This window comes from Halobacterium yunchengense, assembly GCF_037031165.1.
Lineage (GTDB): Archaea > Halobacteriota > Halobacteria > Halobacteriales > Halobacteriaceae > Halobacterium > Halobacterium yunchengense.
In genome coordinates, this window is sequence record NZ_JAYEZL010000001.1 from 910624 (window position 1) to 928405 (window position 17782).

At 71.1% G+C, this 17782-nt stretch carries 20 protein-coding genes and 1 tRNA gene; 12 read left to right on the top strand and 9 right to left on the bottom strand.

Annotated features, from left to right (window positions below; all coding sequences use genetic code 11):
* The first annotated feature begins 42 nt into the window (after positions 1–42).
* Positions 43–117, top strand: a tRNA-Arg gene (locus U5911_RS04665).
* Between the two features lie 411 nt (positions 118–528).
* On the opposite strand, the gene U5911_RS04670 is transcribed toward U5911_RS04665, so the two are convergent.
* Positions 529–678 carry a hypothetical protein gene (locus U5911_RS04670; RefSeq protein ID WP_336035689.1) on the bottom strand — a complete coding sequence of 50 codons (150 nt, stop codon included), beginning with the start codon at positions 676–678 and terminating at the stop codon, positions 529–531.
* A gap of 214 nt (positions 679–892) precedes the next feature.
* Positions 893–2005, bottom strand: a complete 1113-nt coding sequence (locus U5911_RS04675) for an aminopeptidase (RefSeq protein WP_336035691.1) — start codon at positions 2003–2005, stop codon at positions 893–895.
* A gap of 103 nt (positions 2006–2108) precedes the next feature.
* Here U5911_RS04675 and U5911_RS04680 point away from each other — a divergent pair, with 103 nt between their 5' ends.
* Positions 2109–3131: a threonine aldolase family protein gene (locus U5911_RS04680; protein ID WP_336035693.1), complete on the top strand. Its 1023-nt coding sequence runs from the start codon at positions 2109–2111 to the stop codon at positions 3129–3131.
* Between the two features lie 7 nt (positions 3132–3138).
* Here the strand turns inward: U5911_RS04680 and U5911_RS04685 are convergent, their stop codons facing one another.
* Positions 3139–3270, bottom strand: coding sequence for a DUF7859 family protein (locus U5911_RS04685; protein WP_336035694.1), 132 nt, complete (start codon positions 3268–3270; stop codon positions 3139–3141).
* 170 nt (positions 3271–3440) lie between these two features.
* Between U5911_RS04685 and U5911_RS04690 the strand changes: the two genes are divergently transcribed.
* Positions 3441–4088, top strand: a complete 648-nt coding sequence (locus U5911_RS04690; RefSeq protein ID WP_336035695.1) for an ArsR/SmtB family transcription factor — start codon at positions 3441–3443, stop codon at positions 4086–4088.
* A 116-nt stretch (positions 4089–4204) separates the two neighbouring features.
* Here U5911_RS04690 and U5911_RS04695 read toward each other — a convergent pair whose 3' ends face one another.
* Positions 4205–4717 (bottom strand): metallophosphoesterase, encoded by a 513-nt coding sequence (locus U5911_RS04695; RefSeq protein ID WP_336035696.1) that lies wholly within the window; start codon positions 4715–4717, stop codon positions 4205–4207.
* Between the two features lie 43 nt (positions 4718–4760).
* On the bottom strand, positions 4761–5147 hold the full coding sequence (locus U5911_RS04700) for a hypothetical protein (RefSeq protein ID WP_336035699.1): 387 nt from the start codon (positions 5145–5147) through the stop codon (positions 4761–4763).
* Between the two features lie 116 nt (positions 5148–5263).
* Between U5911_RS04700 and U5911_RS04705 the strand changes: the two genes are divergently transcribed.
* The 3 genes from U5911_RS04705 (at position 5264) to U5911_RS04715 (ending at position 7629) form a co-directional block, all read left to right on the top strand.
* Positions 5264–6238, top strand: coding sequence for a cation diffusion facilitator family transporter (locus U5911_RS04705; protein WP_336035701.1), 975 nt, complete (start codon positions 5264–5266; stop codon positions 6236–6238).
* Between the two features lie 155 nt (positions 6239–6393).
* Complete coding sequence (dpsA, locus tag U5911_RS04710; RefSeq protein WP_336035702.1) at positions 6394–6933, top strand: DNA starvation/stationary phase protection protein DpsA; 540 nt, start codon at positions 6394–6396, stop codon at positions 6931–6933.
* A gap of 423 nt (positions 6934–7356) precedes the next feature.
* Positions 7357–7629, top strand: coding sequence for a DUF7553 family protein (locus U5911_RS04715; protein ID WP_336035704.1), 273 nt, complete (start codon positions 7357–7359; stop codon positions 7627–7629).
* A gap of 48 nt (positions 7630–7677) precedes the next feature.
* Here U5911_RS04715 and U5911_RS04720 read toward each other — a convergent pair whose 3' ends face one another.
* Positions 7678–8307 (bottom strand): rubrerythrin family protein, encoded by a 630-nt coding sequence (locus U5911_RS04720; protein WP_336035706.1) that lies wholly within the window; start codon positions 8305–8307, stop codon positions 7678–7680.
* Between the two features lie 218 nt (positions 8308–8525).
* A complete protein-coding gene (locus U5911_RS04725; RefSeq protein ID WP_336035707.1) occupies positions 8526–9386 on the bottom strand; it encodes a sulfurtransferase in 861 nt (286 codons plus the stop codon).
* 210 nt (positions 9387–9596) lie between these two features.
* Between U5911_RS04725 and U5911_RS04730 the strand changes: the two genes are divergently transcribed.
* On the top strand, positions 9597–10379 hold the full coding sequence (locus U5911_RS04730) for a sulfurtransferase (RefSeq protein ID WP_336035708.1): 783 nt from the start codon (positions 9597–9599) through the stop codon (positions 10377–10379).
* 26 nt (positions 10380–10405) lie between these two features.
* Here U5911_RS04730 and U5911_RS04735 read toward each other — a convergent pair whose 3' ends face one another.
* Positions 10406–11434, bottom strand: coding sequence for an AI-2E family transporter (locus U5911_RS04735; protein WP_336035709.1), 1029 nt, complete (start codon positions 11432–11434; stop codon positions 10406–10408).
* Positions 11435–11635: 201 nt separating this feature from the next.
* On the opposite strand from U5911_RS04735, the gene U5911_RS04740 reads away from it, so the two are divergent.
* Genes U5911_RS04740 through U5911_RS04750 form a run of 3 tightly spaced genes read left to right on the top strand, consistent with a single transcriptional unit; the run spans position 11636 to position 15634 of the window.
* Positions 11636–12694 carry a thiamine ABC transporter substrate-binding protein gene (locus tag U5911_RS04740; protein ID WP_336035711.1) on the top strand — a complete coding sequence of 353 codons (1059 nt, stop codon included), beginning with the start codon at positions 11636–11638 and terminating at the stop codon, positions 12692–12694.
* Positions 12655–14577 carry an ABC transporter permease gene (locus tag U5911_RS04745; RefSeq protein ID WP_336035713.1) on the top strand — a complete coding sequence of 641 codons (1923 nt, stop codon included), beginning with the start codon at positions 12655–12657 and terminating at the stop codon, positions 14575–14577. The genes U5911_RS04740 and U5911_RS04745 overlap by 40 nt, the downstream gene beginning before the upstream one ends.
* A gap of 37 nt (positions 14578–14614) precedes the next feature.
* The gene (locus tag U5911_RS04750; RefSeq protein ID WP_336035715.1) at positions 14615–15634 is read left to right on the top strand and encodes an ABC transporter ATP-binding protein; all 1020 of its coding nucleotides are present in this window, start codon (positions 14615–14617) and stop codon (positions 15632–15634) included.
* 18 nt (positions 15635–15652) lie between these two features.
* Here the strand turns inward: U5911_RS04750 and U5911_RS04755 are convergent, their stop codons facing one another.
* Entirely contained in the window at positions 15653–16330 is a 678-nt protein-coding gene (locus U5911_RS04755; RefSeq protein WP_336035717.1) for a class I SAM-dependent methyltransferase, read from the bottom strand.
* Positions 16331–16566: 236 nt separating this feature from the next.
* Between U5911_RS04755 and U5911_RS04760 the strand changes: the two genes are divergently transcribed.
* Entirely contained in the window at positions 16567–17004 is a 438-nt protein-coding gene (locus U5911_RS04760) for a DUF2391 family protein (RefSeq protein ID WP_336035719.1), read from the top strand.
* Between the two features lie 170 nt (positions 17005–17174).
* On the top strand, positions 17175–17753 hold the full coding sequence (locus U5911_RS04765) for a DUF7090 family protein (RefSeq protein WP_336035721.1): 579 nt from the start codon (positions 17175–17177) through the stop codon (positions 17751–17753).
* The last annotated feature ends 29 nt before the right edge of the window (positions 17754–17782 follow it).

A 17782-nucleotide genomic window follows, 5' to 3' on the forward strand; every position in this document is an offset into this window, starting at 1 on the left:
AACCCGTCGGTTTTTACTCGCGGCGGCGCTATCTCCCCTCGAGGGCACGTAGCTCAGTTCGGACAGAGCGACGGGCTTCTAACCCGTCGGTCGGGGGTTCAAATCCCCTCGTGCCCGTGAGTTCTGCCGAGCGTCGGCGAGGCTGACGAACGGCGAGAGCGGATTTCAACCCCGGCAGTCGCAGCGCCGAGCGAAGCGAGGCGACCGTCTGCCTCCGGTTCAAATCCCCTCGTGCCCGTGCAGCGAGGAGGAAAGCGACGAGCGAAGCGGCACGAGGGATTCCGAAGCAGGCCAGGCGCGCGCAGCGAAGCGAGCGCGTCTGGCCGTGGTTCAAATTCCGGGAGACCTGCGGTCTCCCGGCGTCCCGCTCGCGTCGCTCGCGGGACTCCCCTCGTGCCCGCATGCTGTCGCGAGCGAACGCGAGCGACGAGTTCGGGAGAACGTCGCCACTCCACAGTCTTCGTGGTCCGGTGACGAATCCGTACCCGCACGCCGTGTCGAGTTGGTCGTCGCGACTCGCGGTCGCAGCTACATGAGCTGGGCGACTTCGTCGAAGTCGGCGCGGCAGAACGGGCAGCGGTAGCTCGTCTCGAATCCCGTGGTCTGTGCGACGGTTCGCGTCTCGAGTTCGTGCATCGCGATGTCGCGACCACAGTCGGGGCAGTCGAGCTTTGGCACGTGTCACGAGTAGACACGCCGTCGACTTAAAACGAGGGTTGGTACGTGGTAGCACGCCGGCGTCGGAGCGTCGCGCTCCCGCCGACTGGCGGGCGTTCCACCCCCACGACGGCACACGACCGCCGATAAACGTCTTGTGGCAGCGCCAGCGCCGGCCGCGACCGCCGCTGCGTCACGACCACCGGCCCCAGACACTCCGGCGAGCCCGGACGCCTTACGCGTCCTCGAAGCCGTCCTCGAAGGCGAACGTCCCGTTCCGCTGGACGACCTCGCCGTCGACTTCGATGTAGGAGTCCTCGCTCATGTCCACGATCATGTCCACGTGCTTCGCGGAGTCGTTCTGCTCGACGCCCTCGCCGACCGTCGCCGGGTACGCGCGGCCGAGGGCCATGTGGACGGTGTCGCCCATCTTCTCGTCGAAGAGCATGTTGTACGTGAACCGGTCGATCTCCCGGTTCATCCCGATGCCCAGCTCGCCGAGCCGCCGCGCGCCGTCGTCCGTCTCCAGGATGCCCTCGAGGACGTCCTCGTTCTGGTCGGCGCTGAAGTCGACGACCTCGCCGCCCTCGAAGCGCAGCCACGCCCCCTGGATCTCCCGGGCCTGGTGGTAGACCGGCTTGTCGAACAGCACCTCGCCGTTCACGGAATCGGGGACGGGCGCGGTGAACACCTCGCCCGCCGGGAGGTTGTTCGTCCCGCTGTCGTTCAGCGTCTGCATGCCCGCCACGCTCATCGTCACGTCCGTCGTCTCCCCGGAGACGATGTGGACCTCGTCGGCGTCGTCGAGGATCTCCACCATCTGCTGTTGGTGTTCCTCGACGGCGTCCCAGTCTTTCAGCATCGCGTCGAAGACGAAGTCCTCGTAGGCCGCCGTGCTCATCTCCGCGAGCTGGGCGTCCGCGGGCGCCGGGTAGTGCGTGAGACACCACTTCGTCGCGAGCCGCGCGTTCAGGACCTCGCGGTACGCGGCTGCGAACGCGGACCCGACCGCCGTCGATACGTCGCTCTGCTCGCTGACGTTCTCGTGGGGGCGCGCGACCACGGCGGCGTCGGCGTGCTCGAACAGCTGCAGGAGGTGCTCGGGCTCCGAGAGGTCCTCGGGGTCGACCTGCCGGAGGTACGCGCGGGCGGCGCGGTCGGTGCCGATGCCGCGGTCGCCGCGCGCCAGCATCACGGGGTTGGCGCCGACCTTGCCGATCTCCTCGTAGAGGGCGACGCGGAGGTCCTCCGCGACGGGTGGCATGCTCACCACGACGTTCTCGCCGGGCTGGAGGTCGATGGCTCGGTCGACGATGATCTCGGCGTGCCGCTGGACGCGGGAATCCATACGGGACCGTTCGCGCCAACGCCCGGAAGGCCTTTTCGGAACCGCGGGCCCCGGGCCTGCCGGGACGGTCCCACTTTTGCCGCTGTAGCACCGACACCGAGGCGTGATCGACCTCCGCAGCGACACCGTCACGAAACCCGGCGACGAGATGCGGCGGGCGGCCGCCGAGGCCGCCGTCGGCGACGACGTCTACGGCGAGGACCCGACCGTGAACGAACTCGAGGCCGCGGCCGCCGACGCGGTCGGCAAGGACGCGGCGCTGTACGTCCCCTCGGGCACGATGGGCAACCAGATCGCGGCCCGCGTCCACACCGACCGCGGCCAGGAGGCGCTCGTGGAGCGCGAGAGCCACGTCTACCGGTACGAGCTCGGCGGGTTCGCCCAGCACGCCGAACTGCAGGTGCGGACGTACGACGGCGGCGCGGACGGCTGCCCGACGCCCGAGCAGGTCCGCGAGGGGTTCGTCGAGGAGTCCCTGCACCGGCCGGGCACGGGCCTGCTCTGCCTGGAGAACACGCACAACGTGAACGGCGGCGTGGCGGCGCCGAGCGAGGACGTGGCTGCCGCGGCCGAGGCCGCACACGACCTCGACGTGCCCGTGCACGTCGACGGCGCGCGCGTGTTCAACGCCGCGACGGCGCTCGACGTCGACCCGGCCGACCTGCTCGCGCCCGTCGACTCCGTGATGTTCTGCCTCTCGAAGGGACTGGGCGCGCCCGTGGGCTCGATGCTCGCGGGCACCGAGTCGTTCGTCGAGGACGCGCGCCGCGTCCGCAAGCTCCTCGGCGGCGGGATGCGACAGGCCGGTATCGTCGCCGCGCCCGGACTGGTGGCGCTCGGGAACCGCGACCGCCTGCACGTCGACCACGAGCGCGCCGAGCGGCTGGCCGCCGGGCTGGACGCGCTGGGGGACCTATCCGCCCCGGAGCCGGACACGAACATCGTGCTCGTTGACACGACGGCCGCCGGGCTGACGGCCGCCGAGTTGCTGGACCGCTGCGAGGACGAGGGCGTCCAGGGGTCCGAGTTCGGCGAGTACACCGTGCGGTTCTGCACGCACCTCGACGTGGACGACGAGGACGTCGAAGCCGCCGTCGACGCCGTCGAGCGCGCGCTCTCGCGGTAGCGACGACCTAGTCGCGTTTCCCGCTCTCCACGCCTTCCTTGAAGCCCGTGAGCGTCCGGCGGACGAACAGGAACAGGAAGAACACGAACAGGAGGATGAGGCCGGCGACGACGTAGAACTCGGGACCGAACTCCACCATACGTGACAGTCCGGCCGACGGCAGATAGTCGTTTCGTCCAGTCGGCGACCAGACGCCGAGCGGAACGTCCGGCGGCTGCCCCGCCTCACGCACCCGGTGACGGCGCGAGGCGGTCGCATTCCCTGCGTGTCAAGATAAAACTCATTGTACTCCAATCCTAAACGGGTGTTATGTCCGGCCTGCTGCCCTCCACGTCGGAGGCCGACCCCGAGGGCGAGCCTCGCGTGGTCGGCGTGGACTCCGACGACGCCGACCAGCTGCTGTCCGCGCTCTCCTCCGGGACGGCACGCGACCTGTACGCCGCCCTCCACGACCGGCCCGCCACGCCCTCCGAGCTCGCCGAGGACGCCGACACGTCACTGCAGAACGCCCAGTACCACCTCGGGAAGCTCGAGGACGCCGACCTCATCGAGGAGTGCGACACGCGCTACTCCGCGAAGGGCCGCGAGATGAGCGTGTACGCGCCCGCCGACGCGCCCGTGGTGCTGTTCGCCGGCGACGAGGAGGAGAGCGAGAGCGTCCGGACGGCGCTCACCAGCCTGCTCGGCGCGCTCGGCGTGCTCGGCGTGGCGAGCCTCGTCGTCCAGTGGCTGTTCGGCACGGGACTGCAGGCGCCCGGCAGCGACGTCGGGACCGCTGGCGGCGGGCCGTCCACGAGCGAGGTGTCGGGGCTCGTCGCGGAGGGCGACCAGGTGACCCAGACGGCCGCGGACGCCACCGCGACCGGCGTGGCGGCGCTGCCGGCGGGCGCGCTGTTCTTCCTCGGCGGCGTCGTCGTGCTCGCGCTGGTCGCGGCGGCGTGGTACGTCCGCGAGTGAGCGCGAGAGGGCGCGTTCCAGTGGCTAAAATCGCTCTTTGAGCCAACGTCGTCTACTTGATACCCGGTGTCGTACCCCGTGGTACAGGCTGGCGAAGCCTGGTGCTCTCGCTGACGCTACCGGCCCTCCACCTCGAACGCTCCGAGCACGCGCCCGTCGCGCGCCCGGAGCTCACCCCGCAGGCCGTCCGCGGTGCCCTCCACCTCGGCGTGCGACGCCGGGTTGCCGCGGGGGTCGGCGTGACTCCCCGGGTTCAGCAGCGTGACGTCGTCCGTCTCCGTGACCGACGGCTGGTGCGTGTGCCCGGAGACGACCACGTCCGCGCCGCGCTCGCGACCGAACAGCGACAGCCCCGTCGCGCCGCCGCGCTGGCGGTGGGTGACCGCCCACCGCAGGCCGGCCGCCTCGAACGTCCGCGCCGCCGGGAGGCGGTCGGCGACGGCGGCGTCGTCGGCGTTCCCGTGCACGGCGAACAGCCGGTCGCTGGCGTCGGAGAAGGCCTCCAGCGCGGCCTCGCTCGTGAAGTCGCCGGCGTGCACGACGAGGTCGGCCTCGCGGACGGCGGCGAGCGCGCGCCCCCGGAGTTCGTGGCCCGAGCTGCTGTGCGTGTCCGACAGCACGGCGATCATGCGTGGTCGTTCCGGGTGGGCGCCCGTGACTGTTTGGGTCGGCTCACAGCGCGACGGCGCCGACGGCGTACACGCCGAGCGCGCACGCCGTCGCGGCGGCGAGCGCCTGCAGCGGGAGGACGATGGCCCGCTTGCGGTCGGCGCGCTGGCCGCTCTCCGGCGCCACGCGGCGCCTGCCGCCGGCGTCGCTGACGTCGTAGACGCCAGCCATCGCGAACCCCACGCAGAACCCGGCGCGAGCCTGCATGACGCCGAGGAAGCCGCCGAACAGGGGGAGCACTGTCGCGAGCAGCCAGAACGCGGGCGCGTCGACGAGGAGGACCGCGACGACCAGCAGGGCCGCCGCGGCGAAGCTCGCGACGCCCGTGCGGTAGCGCTTCCGTCGCTCCGCGGCCCCGATGTTGCACGCGCCCGGCTGGTAGTCGGCCATGCGGCGTGGTTGTCGGGCAGCCACCGTGTACGTACCGGTCGTCGCGGTGGGAACGACCTCGTGTGCTGTCGTCGCGGTGGGAACGACTTTGTACGCGCCCCGGGAACTGGGAGGCGATGGCCGGAAGCAAGACCGTCGTGCTCGCCGCGCTGTTCGCCAACGGCGCGATCGCCGTGCTGAAATTCGGGGGGTTCCTGCTCACGCAGAGCCCGGCGATGCTCTCGGAGACGTACCACTCGATCTCGGACACCGGCAACCAGGTGTTCCTCCTGATCGGGCTGCGGTACGGCGGGAAGGACCCGACGCGGTCCCACCCCTTCGGGTACGGGAAGGCGCAGTTCTTCTACTCGTTTCTGGTGAGCGTGATGCTGTTCGGCATCGCGGGCTGGGAGTCCGCGAAGCACGGCTTCGAGGCGCTCACCGGCCACGGCCGCGTGCTGTCCCGGCAGGCGTCACTCCTGGGCTACCAGTTCCCGGGCGTCTGGGTGAACTACAGCGTGCTCCTGGGGGGTATCGCCTTCGAGTCGTACGCGTTCGCGAAGGCGTACGCGGAGATGAAACGCCAGATCGACCGGCACGGCTGGAGCGGGTTCCGGGAGGCGTTCAGCCGGACCAGCGACACGACGACGCTGACCGCGCTCACGGAGGACACCGTGGCCCTGCTGGGGCTGGTGTTCGCGCTCGTGGGCATCTTCCTCACCGAGCAGACCGGCGACCACGTCTACGACGCGGGGGCGGCCCTGCTCATCGGGTTCCTGTTGATGGGGTTCGCGGTGGCGCTGGCGTGGGAGAACAAGCGCCTGCTGCTCGGCGAGAGCCTCCCGAAGGCCGACGAGAAGGAGCTGCGTCGGGTCATCGCCGAGTGGCCCGAGGTCTCGGAGGTCGTCGACTTCCGGACCGTCTACTTCGGGCCGAACGACGTGGTCGTGACGGCGGACGTGGCGTTCCGGTCGGAGCTGGACACGGCGTCGATGGACGAGGCGATCTCGGCGCTGGAGGACGCGCTCCGGGAGGCGAACCCGGCGCTGTCGAAGGTGTACGTCGAACCGGAGACGGGCGTCGACCGGGGCGAACGGGGGACCGCCGACTGACACGAGCCGGGAGGGAAGCGCCGACCGGCCCGGGCCGGGAGACGAGCGCTCCCTGACAGGATCTCACGGAATCAGGAAGTTGTGTTTTCGATTCACGAATTATCTTTTCTTCGTGGCGAATCTTTAAGTGGCTGGCCGTCGAACACGTAACTGCCATGAGCACCCAGAAGCACGTGCTGAAGCACGCCGGCGACGTCGAAGGCTCCGAGGGCCTCCGCATGGACGAGGAGAAGGCCGAACAGGTCGTCGACGCGCTGAACACCGACCTGGCGGCGACGTACGTCCTCTACCACCAGCTCCGCAAGCACCACTGGAACGTGGAGGGCGCCGAGTTCCGCGACCTCCACCTGTTCCTCGGCGACGCCGCCGAGAACGCCGAGGAGTTCGCGGACGAGCTCGCGGAGCGCGCGCAGGCGCTCGGCGGCGTCCCTCACGCCAGCATGGGGACCCTCGAGGATGCGTCGCCCGTCGAGCCCGAGGACGAGGACGTCTACGACATCCGCACGTCCCTCGAGAACGACCTCGAGATGTACGGCGACGTCATCGAGACGCTGCGCGAGCACGTCGACCTGGCCCAGAACCTCGGCGACCACGCGACCGCCGAGATCCTCCGCGAGAACCTCGTGCAGGTCGAGGAGGACGCCCACCACGTCGAGCACTACCTCGAGGACGACACGCTCGTCGTCACCGAGTAGACGCGCTGGGAGCGCGCAGTCCCGGCGGAGTAGGCCGCTCGGCCGCCGCTGTCCCCTCGTCCCGGGACGGGACGTCCCGTCCGTTCGAACACCGTGTTTTTGCCGCGTGTGCCGACCGCGTAGCCGTCGGCTCGGCGGGCTGGCGGCGTCGCTGTCGGCGGCAGCGTCGGCGTCACTCTCACCGCCGGCGTCGACGTCGGGTCGCCTCCACCGGCAGCGTCGACGCCGTCGGTCCCGACAGCAGTGGCCTCACTGGACTACACCGACGCCGGTAGCGTCACCGGGACCACACCGACGCCGGTAGCGCCACCGGAACCACATCGACGCCGGTAGCGTCACTGGACGCCGGTGACCGCGCCGCCGCACGGCTCGGTCGGCCAGTTCGAGCCTAGGTATTTCCCGGAGTCTGCTAGACGTTCACGTATGGTTCGCGAGGAACTGCGCGCTGCGAGCGACCACCTGCGCGCCGCGGCGGTCGCCGCCAGCGACTCAGACCACGAGGAACGGCTCTACGACCACTCCGACGCGCTCGCCGAACTCGCCACCGCCGACCACGGGCCGGACCACGGCCGGCTCGCGCGCATCACCGCGAAGCTCGACGACATCGCCGGCGAGACGACCGAGGACGCGGCGGAGAGCATCCGGGACGCCCAGGACAGCATCCGCGCGTACCGCGAGACCGTCGACGGCGTCTAGGCCGCGTTTTGCCGCGTCCGGGTGGCGCCGTCGCTCGGAAAACGTGGCTCAGCAGACCGGCTTCGGGTTGACGCCCATCGACTCGAGCTGTTCGGTGTACTCGTCGTAGGCTGCCTGGACGGCGGCGTCGGCGGCGTCCCGGGCGGTCTGCCAGTCGGCGTCGGTCTCACAGACGGTCTCGAGGAGCCCGAGTGCGGCGTCGCGCTGGTCGTCGAGGTCCGCCTTGAGCTCCCGGAAGAGACTCGCCGTCTGGGGGTCGGCCTGCCCGGTGAAGAACGCGGTGAGCTGTTCTTTGGACTTCTCGGTGGCGAGGACGCGGCCGAGGAGCGCGCCGGCGCGTTCGACCGTGTCCTCGCGGTCGCGGAGGGACGCCTGCATCGCCGAGGGCGTCTCGTCGGGGTCGTAGTCGTCGAGTTCCGCGGCGACTGCCTCGTAGTGGTCGCGCTCGTCGCGGGCGGCGTCGGCGAAGACGCGCTGGGCGCGGTCGTGGGGCTCGTCGTCGGCCCACGACTGGAAGGTCTCGGCGGCGACGTGTTCGGCGTCGGCGGCGGCCTCGAGGACGTGCCGGGCGTCGAGCTCGCCGCCGGTCGCGGCGTACAGGGACTTCGAGGAGCCCAGACGGGACAGCGCCGTCTCGTTGTCCTCGCGGACGGCCTCGAGGAACTCGCTGGGTGTCATGCGTGGACGTACGGTCGGCTCCTGCTTGTAAGCTGTCGTCGCGGCGAAAGGGGAGAGGGGGGGACGTCGGTGGGTGCCGACCGACGATGGGGGTAGTGGGGCGAGTGCGCTCGCCCACGAGCGGGGGGACGTGCGGCGCGAATAAACCGCTTGTGGCCGTTTGTGGAGTCAGTGCCTGTGGCCGTTCGTGGAGTCAGTGCCTGTGGCCGTTCGTGGAGTCAGTCGCCGTCGCCCGTCTCGATGGGGGCGTCGACGAGGTTGCCCCACTCCGTCCAGGAGCCGTCGTAGTTGGTGACGTCGTCGTAGCCGAGGAGCTCGGAGAGCGCGAACCACGCGATCGAGGAGCGCTCGCCGATCCGGCAGTACGCGACGACCTCCTGGTCGTTCGTGACGCCCTCGGACTCGTAGAGCTCGCGGAGCTCGTCCGCGCTCTTGAACGTGCCGTCGTCGTTGACGGTGGCCGCCCACGAGATGTTCGCTGCGCCCGGGATGTGGCCGCCGCGCTGTGCGGTCTCCTGGAGGCCCGGCGGCGCGAGCACGTCGCCGCGGTACTCCTCGGGCGACCGGACGTCCACGAGGGGGATGCCGCGGTCGATGGCGGTCTCGACGTCGTCGCGGTACGCGCGGATGCCGTCGAAGGGGCCGCGGGCGTCGTAGTCGACCTCGGGGAACTCCGGCACCTCGTCCGTGGTGGGGTAGTCGTGTTCGAGCCAGTAGTCGCGGCCGCCGTCGAGGAGTTTGACGTCCCTGTGGCCGTAGTACTTGAACTGCCAGTACGTGTACGCGGCGAACCAGTTGGAGTTGTCGCCGTAGAGGACGACCGTGGAGTCGTCGCTGATGCCGTGGCTGCCCAGGAGGTCCGCGAAGTCCTGCTTGTCGAGGATGTCCCGCTGGACCTGGTCCTGGAGCTCGGTCTCCCAGTTGAACCCGATGGCGCCGGGCGCGTGCTCGTCGTCGTAGGCCTCGGTGTCGACGTCGACCTCGACGAGCCGGTACGCGGGGTCGTCGCTCTGGAACTGGTCGAGGTGGTCCTCGACCCAGTCGGCGGTGACGAGTACGTCGTTGGCGTATTCTGCCATGGGAACGTGTAGGGCAGCGGCCACCATAACTGTCGGTCACGCCGGCAGGTACCCCCGGCCGTCGAGCGTAGCGGCGACGTTCGCCGCGACCGGTCTGGCTGGCGCTCGCGGGGCCGGCCTTCGGCCGAGAGAACCGGCAGTTGTCGCCGGTATCTCGGAGCCGCGGCGACGGCCGGGAGGCTAAGGGCCGGGCCGCCGTAGCCGGACGCGATGAGCGCCGAATGGGTCGCGTCCGCGGACTGGCTCGCCGACCACCTGGGGGACGACGACGTCGTCGTCGTCGACGTCCGCGACGCGTGGGAGTACGACGGCATCGGGCACGTCCCGGGCGCCGTGAACGTGCCGTTCGACTCGTTCCGCAGCGAGGGCGGCCCGGAGGGGATGATGCCAAGCCCCGGGGAGTGGGCGACCTTGCTGGGGGAGGCGGGCGTCGAGAACGGCGACACGCTCGTGGCCTACGACGACACGCACGGCGTGTTCGCGGCGCGGTTCCTGGTGACGGCGCTGTACTACGGCCACGAGGACCTCCGGTTGCTGGACGGCGACTACAGCGCGTGGATCCGCGGCCACGAGGCGTCCACGGAGTCCGTGGCGGCGGCGCCGACCGAGTACGAGGCCGGGGAGCCGCGCCGGGACGTGTTCGTCGACGCCGACGCCGTGTCCGGCGCGCTCGACGACCCCGACGCGGTGGTGGTGGACACGCGCGAGCCGTGGGAGTTCGAGGAGGGCCACCTGCCGGGCGCGGTGAACGTCGACTGGAAGGACGTCGTCGACGACGAGACGCGCGGCCTGAAACCCCGCGAGGACGTGGCGGCGTTGCTCGCCGACCGCGGCGTCACCGGGGACCGGCGCGTGGTCCTGTACTGCAACACCGCGCGCCGCATCAGCCACACGTTCGTCGTGCTGAAGTGGCTGGGCTTCGAGGACGTCGCGTTCTACGAGGGGAGTCTGACGGACTGGGAGGAGCGTGGACGTCCCGTCGAGACGGAGTGAAGCGGCGCGGCGGGGACGCCGCAGCGTCACTCCTCGCGGGCCTCCCAGTCGTCGGGGAGCAGCGACTGCGTGCTGTCGCGGTGTTCGGCCGCGAGCAGGCTGGCGGCCTCCACGAGGAGCGCGACGACGAGCGGGCCGGCGATGACGCCGACGGGCCCGACAGTGAGCAGGCCGCCGGTGAACCCGACGAAGTAGAGGCTGCCGGGGAGGTCTGCCGTCTGGCGGGAGAGCCGCGGCCGCACGAGGACGTCCGGCAGCCAGGCGACGAGCACGCCGGCGACGAGGAGGACGACGAGCGCGCCGGTTGTGTCGCCGACGCTCACGCGGTAGAGCGCGACCCCGGCGACGACCAGCGACGGGCCGACGATGGGGACGAACTGGAGGACGCCCGCGGCGACGGCGAGCGTGACGGTGTAGGGGACGCCCAGCGCGAGGAAGACGGGGACGGCGATGGCGGTGGTGGCGATCGCGGTGACCGCCTGGAGCACGTAGATGGCGTACAGGGTGGCTCTCGCGCGGTCGGCGAGCGCGCGCGCCACGTCGTGGTAGGACTCGGGGATGGTCGCGATGAGCGCGCGCTCGGCGTCCTCGTGGGCGAGCAGCAGGCCGAACACGAGCACGCCGAAGAGCGTGAGCTTCAGCGCGAGTTCGGGGAGCGCGCTCGCCACGTCGACGGCGACCGTCGCGAGGTAGGAGACGACGACGTCGGTCGCGTCGCCGACGTCGAAGACGTGCGTGTAGCCGGCGACAGTGACGGGGAACGTCTCCGGGGCGTTCTCGATGGCGTCGACGAGGTCGCCGACGCGGTCGCCGGCGACGTACAGCGCGACGCCGAGCGGGACGACCGCCGCCAAGGACGCGAGCGTGGCGGTCGTGGCGCTGGCCCACCACGCCGGGAGGCCGAGGCGCTCGACGCGGCCGTGCAGCGGGATGAGCAGGTACGCGACGGTGACGGCGAAGAACACCGTCGCGAAGACGGCGCCGAGCAGCGTCGCTGCCGCCGCGAGCAACGCGACCAGCAGCACGGCGAGCACGTTCGAGCGGGAGCGGGCCACGCCGGGACGTACCGAGAGGAGTGGCAAAAACGTTCGCTCGCCGGCTCGCCAGGCGGCCGAACGCCCGACGGCGGGGCGAGACGCGTGGCCAGGCGGACGAACGTTTAACTCCGAGGCGAGACGCGTGGCCAGGCGGCCGAGCGCCCGACGGCGGGACGCGGAGCGACGGGCTTTTCAATTACCGGGCGAAACAACCGAGTGATGAGACGTCGGGCGTACCTCCGAGCCGCGGGAGCGACCGCGGTCGGCCTGTCGACGGCCGGCTGCCTGGAGTTCGGCGGCAGCGGCGGTGCCAGCGGCCCGCTCACCATCGCCACCTACGACTCCTTCTTCGGCGACGACGGGACCGCCGGCGAGTGGCTGCGGTCGGCGTGGGAGGACGACCACGACGTCGACGTCGAGTTCGTCGCGCCGGACGCCGGCGTCAACGAGTACATCACGCGCAAGCAGGACGGCGCGAGCATCGACCCCGACCTGTTCGTCGGGCTGAACACGCCGGACCTCGTGCGCGTCGACGAGGAACTCCCCGACACCGACCTCTTCGACGACCTGCGCGCGGACCTCGAGCACGCCGACGACGTGAAGCCCGAACTCGAGGTCGACCCCGAGAACCGCGCGGTCCCCTACGACACGGGGTACATCTCGCTCGTCTACGACGGCACCGAGGTCGAGAACCCGGAGACGTTCGACGCCCTGCTCGAACCGGAGTACGAGGGCGCGCTGCTCGCGCAGAACGCCCAGTCCAGCGACCCCGGACTCGCGTTCCTCCTCTGGACGGTCCACGAGCACGGCCCGGAGGACTACCTCGACTACTGGGAGGGGCTCGTCGAGAACGACGTGCGCGTGCTCGACGACTGGCAGCCCGCGTACAACGCGTTCCTGGAGGGCGAACGCCCCGTCGTCGTCTCGTACTCCACCGACCAGGTGTACTACAACGACGAGGACGAACTCCCCCACCACCAGGTCGGCTTCCTGAACGACCAGGGCTACGCCAACCCGGAGACGGTCGCGCGGTTCGCCGACGCCGACCGGCCCGAGGACGCCGCGGCGTTCGTCGACTTCCTGCTCACCGACGAGGCCCAGCGGAACGTCGCCGTGAAGAACGTCCAGTTCCCCGCGACGACGACCGCGTCACTGCCCCCCGAGTACACCCAGTACGCCTACGAGCCGCCGGAGCCGGTGACGTTTACGTACGAGGAACTCGCAGGCAACGTCGAAGGATGGACCGAAGCGTGGGCCCAGCTGGTCGCGAGCAACTGACGCGCGTGGCCGACGCCACCGCCGCCGCGCGCTCCGCGCTGGTCCGCGCCGCCGACCGGTACGCGCTCCCCCTCGTCGGCGCGACCACGCTCGTCGTGCTCGCCGTCGTGTTCTACTACCCGGTCGCGACCGTGTTCGCCGAGGCGTTCGCGAACGCCGCGGCGCCCGTCCGCGACGTCCTCGCGAGCGAGTTCTACATGGGCGCCGCACACGGCCTGTTCGCGCACCCGGCCGCAGTGCCCGGCGACGTGCTGGCGTGGCTGGCGGCCGTCCGCCTGCACGCCGCGTGGGCGGTCGCTGGCGTCGACGCCGCCCGTCCGTGGACCTGGCTGCGCGTGCTGCCGAACGTCTGGGTGTCATACCCGGAGGTGCGGAAGGGACTGTTCGGGTTCACCGCCTACCAGGCGGCGCTGTCGACGCTCGCGAGCGTCGCGCTCGGCCTGCCCGGCGCGTACGTGCTCGCGCGATTCGAGTTCCCCGGCCGGCAGACCCTGCGGTCGCTGACCATCCTGCCGTTCGTGCTGCCCTCGATCATGGTGGTCGTGGGGTTCGTCGCGACGTTCGGCTCGAACGGCACGCTGAACGCGGTGCTGACGGCGCTCGGCCTCGACCGCGTTGAGTGGCTGTACACGCTGCAGGTGGTGGTCCTGGCGCACGCGTTCTACAACGCGCCGCTCGTGACGCGGATGGTCGGGTCCGCGTGGGAGAACGTCGACGCGAGCGCGGTCGAGACCGCGCGGTCGCTGGGCGCGCCGCCGCTGACCGCGTTCCGGGACGTCGTCGCCCCCCAGCTGCTGCCCGCGCTGGCGGCGAGCGCGGTGCTCACGTTCATCTTCACGTTCATGACGTTCCCCATCGTGTTGGGGCTGGGCGGCCTCCAGCTGGCGACCGTGGAGGTGTGGCTGTACGCGCGCGTCCAGCAACTCGACTACGAGAGCGCGGCCGCGCTCGCCGCCCTCGAGACGGTGGTCTCGCTGGCGCTGACGTACGTCTACCTCCGGTACGAGGCGCGGCGGGCCGCCAGCGGCACCGGGAACCCGCTCCCCCGGCAGCGGCTGTTCTCGGTGGCGGGCGGCGTCCGCGAGCGGGCCGTTCGCGCCGGCGTCGGCGTCTACGGCGTCGTCGTCGCGCTCGTGTTCCTCGCGCCGCTGGCGTCGATGGTGCTGGCGAGCGTCGGCGGCGCCACCGACCCCACGCTGGAGTGGTGGCGGTTCCTCCTCGAGCGGCAGGGCAGCCGCACCGAGCCGACCGTCGCGGTCCGGAACTCGCTGCTGTTCGGCGTCGGCGCGCTCGCGCTCGCGCTCCCGATGGGGGTCGGCATCGCGGCGTTCTCCGCGAAGGGCGGCCGCGGCCGCAAGGTCGCGGACGCCGTGCTGATGGCGCCGCTGGCGGTGTCGGGCATCGTCGTCGGGTTCGGGATGTTGCGCTCGCTCGTCTTCGGCGTCGAACTCGGGGCGACTCGCGTGAGCGTCGTCGGCCCGGCCGTGGTGGTCGCCGCGCACGCCGTCGCGGGCTACCCGTTCGTCGTGCGGAACGTCGCGCCGATGCTGACCGCCGTCGACGAGCGCCTCGTGGAGTCAGCTCGCGCGCTCGGCGCGACGCGCGCGCGAGCCCTCTGGGACGTCGAGCTCCCCCTGGTGTGGCCGGGCGTGCTCGCGGGCGCGGCGTTCGCGTTCGCCATCAGCGTCGGCGAGTTCGACGCCACCGTGCTGCTGGCGGGCGACCGGGCGTACACGATGCCGGTCGCGCTGAAGCGCTACCTCGTCGACCGCACCGCCGGCCCGAGCGTCGGCCCCGCGGCGGCGATGGGCACCGTCCTGCTCGTCGTGACGGCCGCCAGCTTCCTCGTCATCGACCGCGTCGGCGGGAGGTACCGGCCGTGAACTGGGTCGCCGGCGTTGTCGGCGGGGAGGGGCGGCGATGACGCGCCTGGAGCTGGACGGCGTGACCCGCGAGTTCGGGGCGACGACCGCCGTCGACGACGTGTCGCTTTCGGTCGAGGACGGCGAGTTCTTCACGCTCGTCGGGCCGTCGGGCTGCGGGAAGACGACGACGCTGCGCCTGATCGCTGGCTTCGAGTCGCCGGACGGCGGCGACGTGCGGTTCGCGGGCGCGTCGATGACCGGCGTGCCGCCCGAGGACCGGGACGTCGGCGTCGTGTTCCAGTCGTACGCGCTGTTCCCGCACATGAGCGTCGCGGAGAACGTCGCGTACGGGCTGCGGTTCCGCGAGCCGCCGGGCGACCGGTCCCGCGAGGAGCGCGTCTCGGAGTTGCTGGAACTGGTGGACCTCGCCGGGTTCGGGGACCGCGAGCCCGACGAGCTCTCGGGCGGCCAGCGGCAGCGCGTGGCGCTCGCGCGGGCGCTCGCGCCGGGGCCGAGCGTGCTCCTGCTGGACGAGCCGATGAGCGCGCTGGACGCGCGGCTGCGCGAACGACTGCGCGTCCAGGTGAAGCGGATCCAGTCCGAGCTGGCGATCACGACCGTCTACGTCACGCACGACCAGGAGGAGGCGCTGTCGGTCTCGGACCGGCTGGCCGTGCTGAACGGCGGCCGCGTCGAGCAGGTGGGAACGCCCGAGGCGGTCTACCGCGAGCCGGCGTCGCGGTTCGTCGCGGAGTTCGTGGGGGACAACAACGTCTTCGACGCCGAGACTGCAGTAGAAACAGAGGGGTGTTCCGTCGTAGTCGACGGCGAGGAATTCGACGTCGAGAGTTCGTCTAGAGAGTGGAACGTGCTCTGCGTCCGCCCGGAGAACCTCAGTTTCGACTGCGAGTCGAACCGGTTCCCGGTGCGCGTCGAGAGCGTGGAGTTCCTCGGGGACGCCTACCGCGCGCACTGCGACTGGGACGGCCGCGACGTCCTCGTGAAGACGCGCGAGCGCCCGCCGACCGGCGAGGCGACGGTCGGGTTCCGGCCCGGGGACGCGACGCTGCTGTGACCGGCGTACTGCTCCGCGTCAGGGCCCCACGCCGACCGTCAGCAACGTGCCGAAGGTCCGGTAGCGCTCGACCATGTCCTCGCGCGTCTCGAAGCCCTCGTGGGGGAACGCGCTCGCGGGCGGGATCTCCACCTCGCGGTCCGGGACGTTGTCCTGCTCGGCGACGTACAGCCCGGCCTCCCGGAACGCCGCGCGGTACTCCGAGCGGTCCCAGCGCGTCATCTCCACGCTAATGCTGTCCTGCCAGTCGTGGCTGTGGACGTTCTCCTCGTAGTAGTTCACCGCGCAGTAGAACGTCCCGCCCGGCGCGAGCACTCGCCGGACCTCCTCGAGGGTCTCGATGGGGTCGCTGGCGTAGTAGAACGCCTCCATCGAGAACACGTGGTCGACCGCGTCGTCGGCGAACGGCAGGCTCCCGAAGTCCCCGACGACGTAGCCGACGCGGTCGTCGTCCGTGTAGCTGCTGGCGTTCCGTGTCATCTCCGGCGCGCCGTCCAGACCGTAGCCGCGCGCGACGCCGCGCTCGCGGAGCGCCCGCAGCGCGTACCCGCTCCCCGTGCCGAGGTCGAGCACGTAGTCGTCGGCCTCGACGGGCATCCGCGCGAGCACGTGCTTCGCCGTGTGCCAGTGTCGCTCTTCCATACCCCTGTCGCGGCCGGACGCCGCCCACTCGTCGAACTCCTCGCGAACGCTCATGCTCGACGGCACGCGGCGGGCCGCAAAAACCCCAGCGAAGGTGGTGTCCGACACGGCGAGTGGGTGTCCGACACAGCGAGGAGGTTCGACACGGCGAGTGGGTGTCCGACACAGCGAGGAGGTTCGACACGGCGAGAGGGTCCGACACGGCGAGAGGGTGTCCCTCACACTCCGGGGGCGGCCGGGACGCCTCACACACCGCAGCGGTTTTGGCGCTCGTCCACGAGCGTGCCGGCATGGTCGGCCGGCGCCGCCGCTACCGGTTCGCGGACACCGCCCAGCAGGTCGTCGGCGGCTTCCTGCTCGCTGGCCCGTTCGTCGTCACCGAGGAGGTCTGGCTGCTCGCCTCGCAGATGGCGTGGCCGCACACCCTCGCGACCACGCTCGTCGTGTTCGGCATCGGGTACGGCGCGCTCTACGAGGCCGACGTGGACCGCGACCCCGACCGCGAGGCCGACGTCGCCGGCGTCCCCGTCCGCTTCGTCTCCCTGATGGCGGTGGCGTTCGGGTCCGTGCTCGTGCTCGCGCTCGCGCTCAACGCGCCGTGGACGTTCGCGACGCAACTGGACCTCGGCACAGAGACGCCGGTACTCGTGCCGCTCACCGCGAAGGCGACCGCCGTCGGCGCCATCTTCAGCGTCGTCGGCGCCGCCACCGCCGACAGCGTGTTCTGACCGCGGTCGAACGCGAGTGCTTCGTCAGCGGTCGAACGCGAGTGCTTCGTCAGCGGTCGAACGCGAGTGCTTCGTCCGCAATCGGTCGCGAGTACTCCGTCCGCGGTCGGGCGAGCGCGCGGAACCACTCAACCCGGAAGGTTAAGACGGCGTGGGCGCTTGCCTGCGGTATGGACTACGACCTCGCCATCGACGGCGCGCCGGACTCCGTCCCCGGCGGCACCGTCGTGCTGTTGCTCCACCCGAGCACCGGCGAGACCGACCGCGTGGACACCGACTTCCTGAAGACCGACACCGACAACTTCCTCGTGGTGTCCACGCGCACCACCGCCCGCGAAGTCACGCAGAAACTCGAGTACTACGACGTCGACGAGGACAGCGCGGAGATCCTGGACACGCTCTCCGTCGACCGCGGATACTCGCGTCGCGGCGCCAGCCACGTCCACTACGTCTCCGCGCCCGACGACGTCGACGGCATCCTCGCCGCCGTCGAGCAGTTCCTCACCGACAACCCCGGGAAGCGCCGCATCAGCCTCGACTCACTCACCGAGCTCGCGTACTACGCCGACGAGGACCGCGCGCTCGACGCCCTCTCGCGGCTCGGCGACCTGCTCGACGAACACGACGCGGTGGCGCTCGTCCACGTCTCCGACGAGGTCCACGACGCCGACACCATCGAGGCGTTCCGCGCGGAGAGCGACGTCGTCGTCGAACTCGACGAGGACGGCAACCTCGTCGCCGACTACTGAACCACAGCGCCGACCACTGGCCGGTTTCG

Bases quoted from the DNA above. Each gene is read 5' to 3' on its own strand.
- U5911_RS04700 (WP_336035699.1), bottom strand. From the start codon at position 5,147: ATGGCCGACTACCAGCCGGGCGCGTGCAACATCGGGGCCGCGGAGCGA.
- U5911_RS04740 (WP_336035711.1), top strand. From the start codon at position 11,636: ATGAGACGTCGGGCGTACCTCCGAGCCGCGGGAGCGACCGCGGTCGGC.
- U5911_RS04675 (WP_336035691.1), bottom strand. From the start codon at position 2,005: ATGGATTCCCGCGTCCAGCGGCACGCCGAGATCATCGTCGACCGAGCC.
- U5911_RS04725 (WP_336035707.1), bottom strand. From the start codon at position 9,386: ATGGCAGAATACGCCAACGACGTACTCGTCACCGCCGACTGGGTCGAG.
- U5911_RS04755 (WP_336035717.1), bottom strand. From the start codon at position 16,330: ATGAGCGTTCGCGAGGAGTTCGACGAGTGGGCGGCGTCCGGCCGCGAC.
- dpsA (WP_336035702.1), top strand. From the start codon at position 6,394: ATGAGCACCCAGAAGCACGTGCTGAAGCACGCCGGCGACGTCGAAGGC.
- U5911_RS04715 (WP_336035704.1), top strand. From the start codon at position 7,357: ATGGTTCGCGAGGAACTGCGCGCTGCGAGCGACCACCTGCGCGCCGCG.
- U5911_RS04745 (WP_336035713.1), top strand. From the start codon at position 12,655: ATGGACCGAAGCGTGGGCCCAGCTGGTCGCGAGCAACTGACGCGCGTG.
- U5911_RS04690 (WP_336035695.1), top strand. From the start codon at position 3,441: ATGTCCGGCCTGCTGCCCTCCACGTCGGAGGCCGACCCCGAGGGCGAG.
- U5911_RS04720 (WP_336035706.1), bottom strand. From the start codon at position 8,307: ATGACACCCAGCGAGTTCCTCGAGGCCGTCCGCGAGGACAACGAGACG.
- U5911_RS04705 (WP_336035701.1), top strand. From the start codon at position 5,264: ATGGCCGGAAGCAAGACCGTCGTGCTCGCCGCGCTGTTCGCCAACGGC.
- U5911_RS04765 (WP_336035721.1), top strand. From the start codon at position 17,175: ATGGACTACGACCTCGCCATCGACGGCGCGCCGGACTCCGTCCCCGGC.
- U5911_RS04695 (WP_336035696.1), bottom strand. From the start codon at position 4,717: ATGATCGCCGTGCTGTCGGACACGCACAGCAGCTCGGGCCACGAACTC.
- U5911_RS04760 (WP_336035719.1), top strand. From the start codon at position 16,567: ATGGTCGGCCGGCGCCGCCGCTACCGGTTCGCGGACACCGCCCAGCAG.
- U5911_RS04730 (WP_336035708.1), top strand. From the start codon at position 9,597: ATGAGCGCCGAATGGGTCGCGTCCGCGGACTGGCTCGCCGACCACCTG.
- U5911_RS04685 (WP_336035694.1), bottom strand. From the start codon at position 3,270: ATGGTGGAGTTCGGTCCCGAGTTCTACGTCGTCGCCGGCCTCATCCTC.
- U5911_RS04750 (WP_336035715.1), top strand. From the start codon at position 14,615: ATGACGCGCCTGGAGCTGGACGGCGTGACCCGCGAGTTCGGGGCGACG.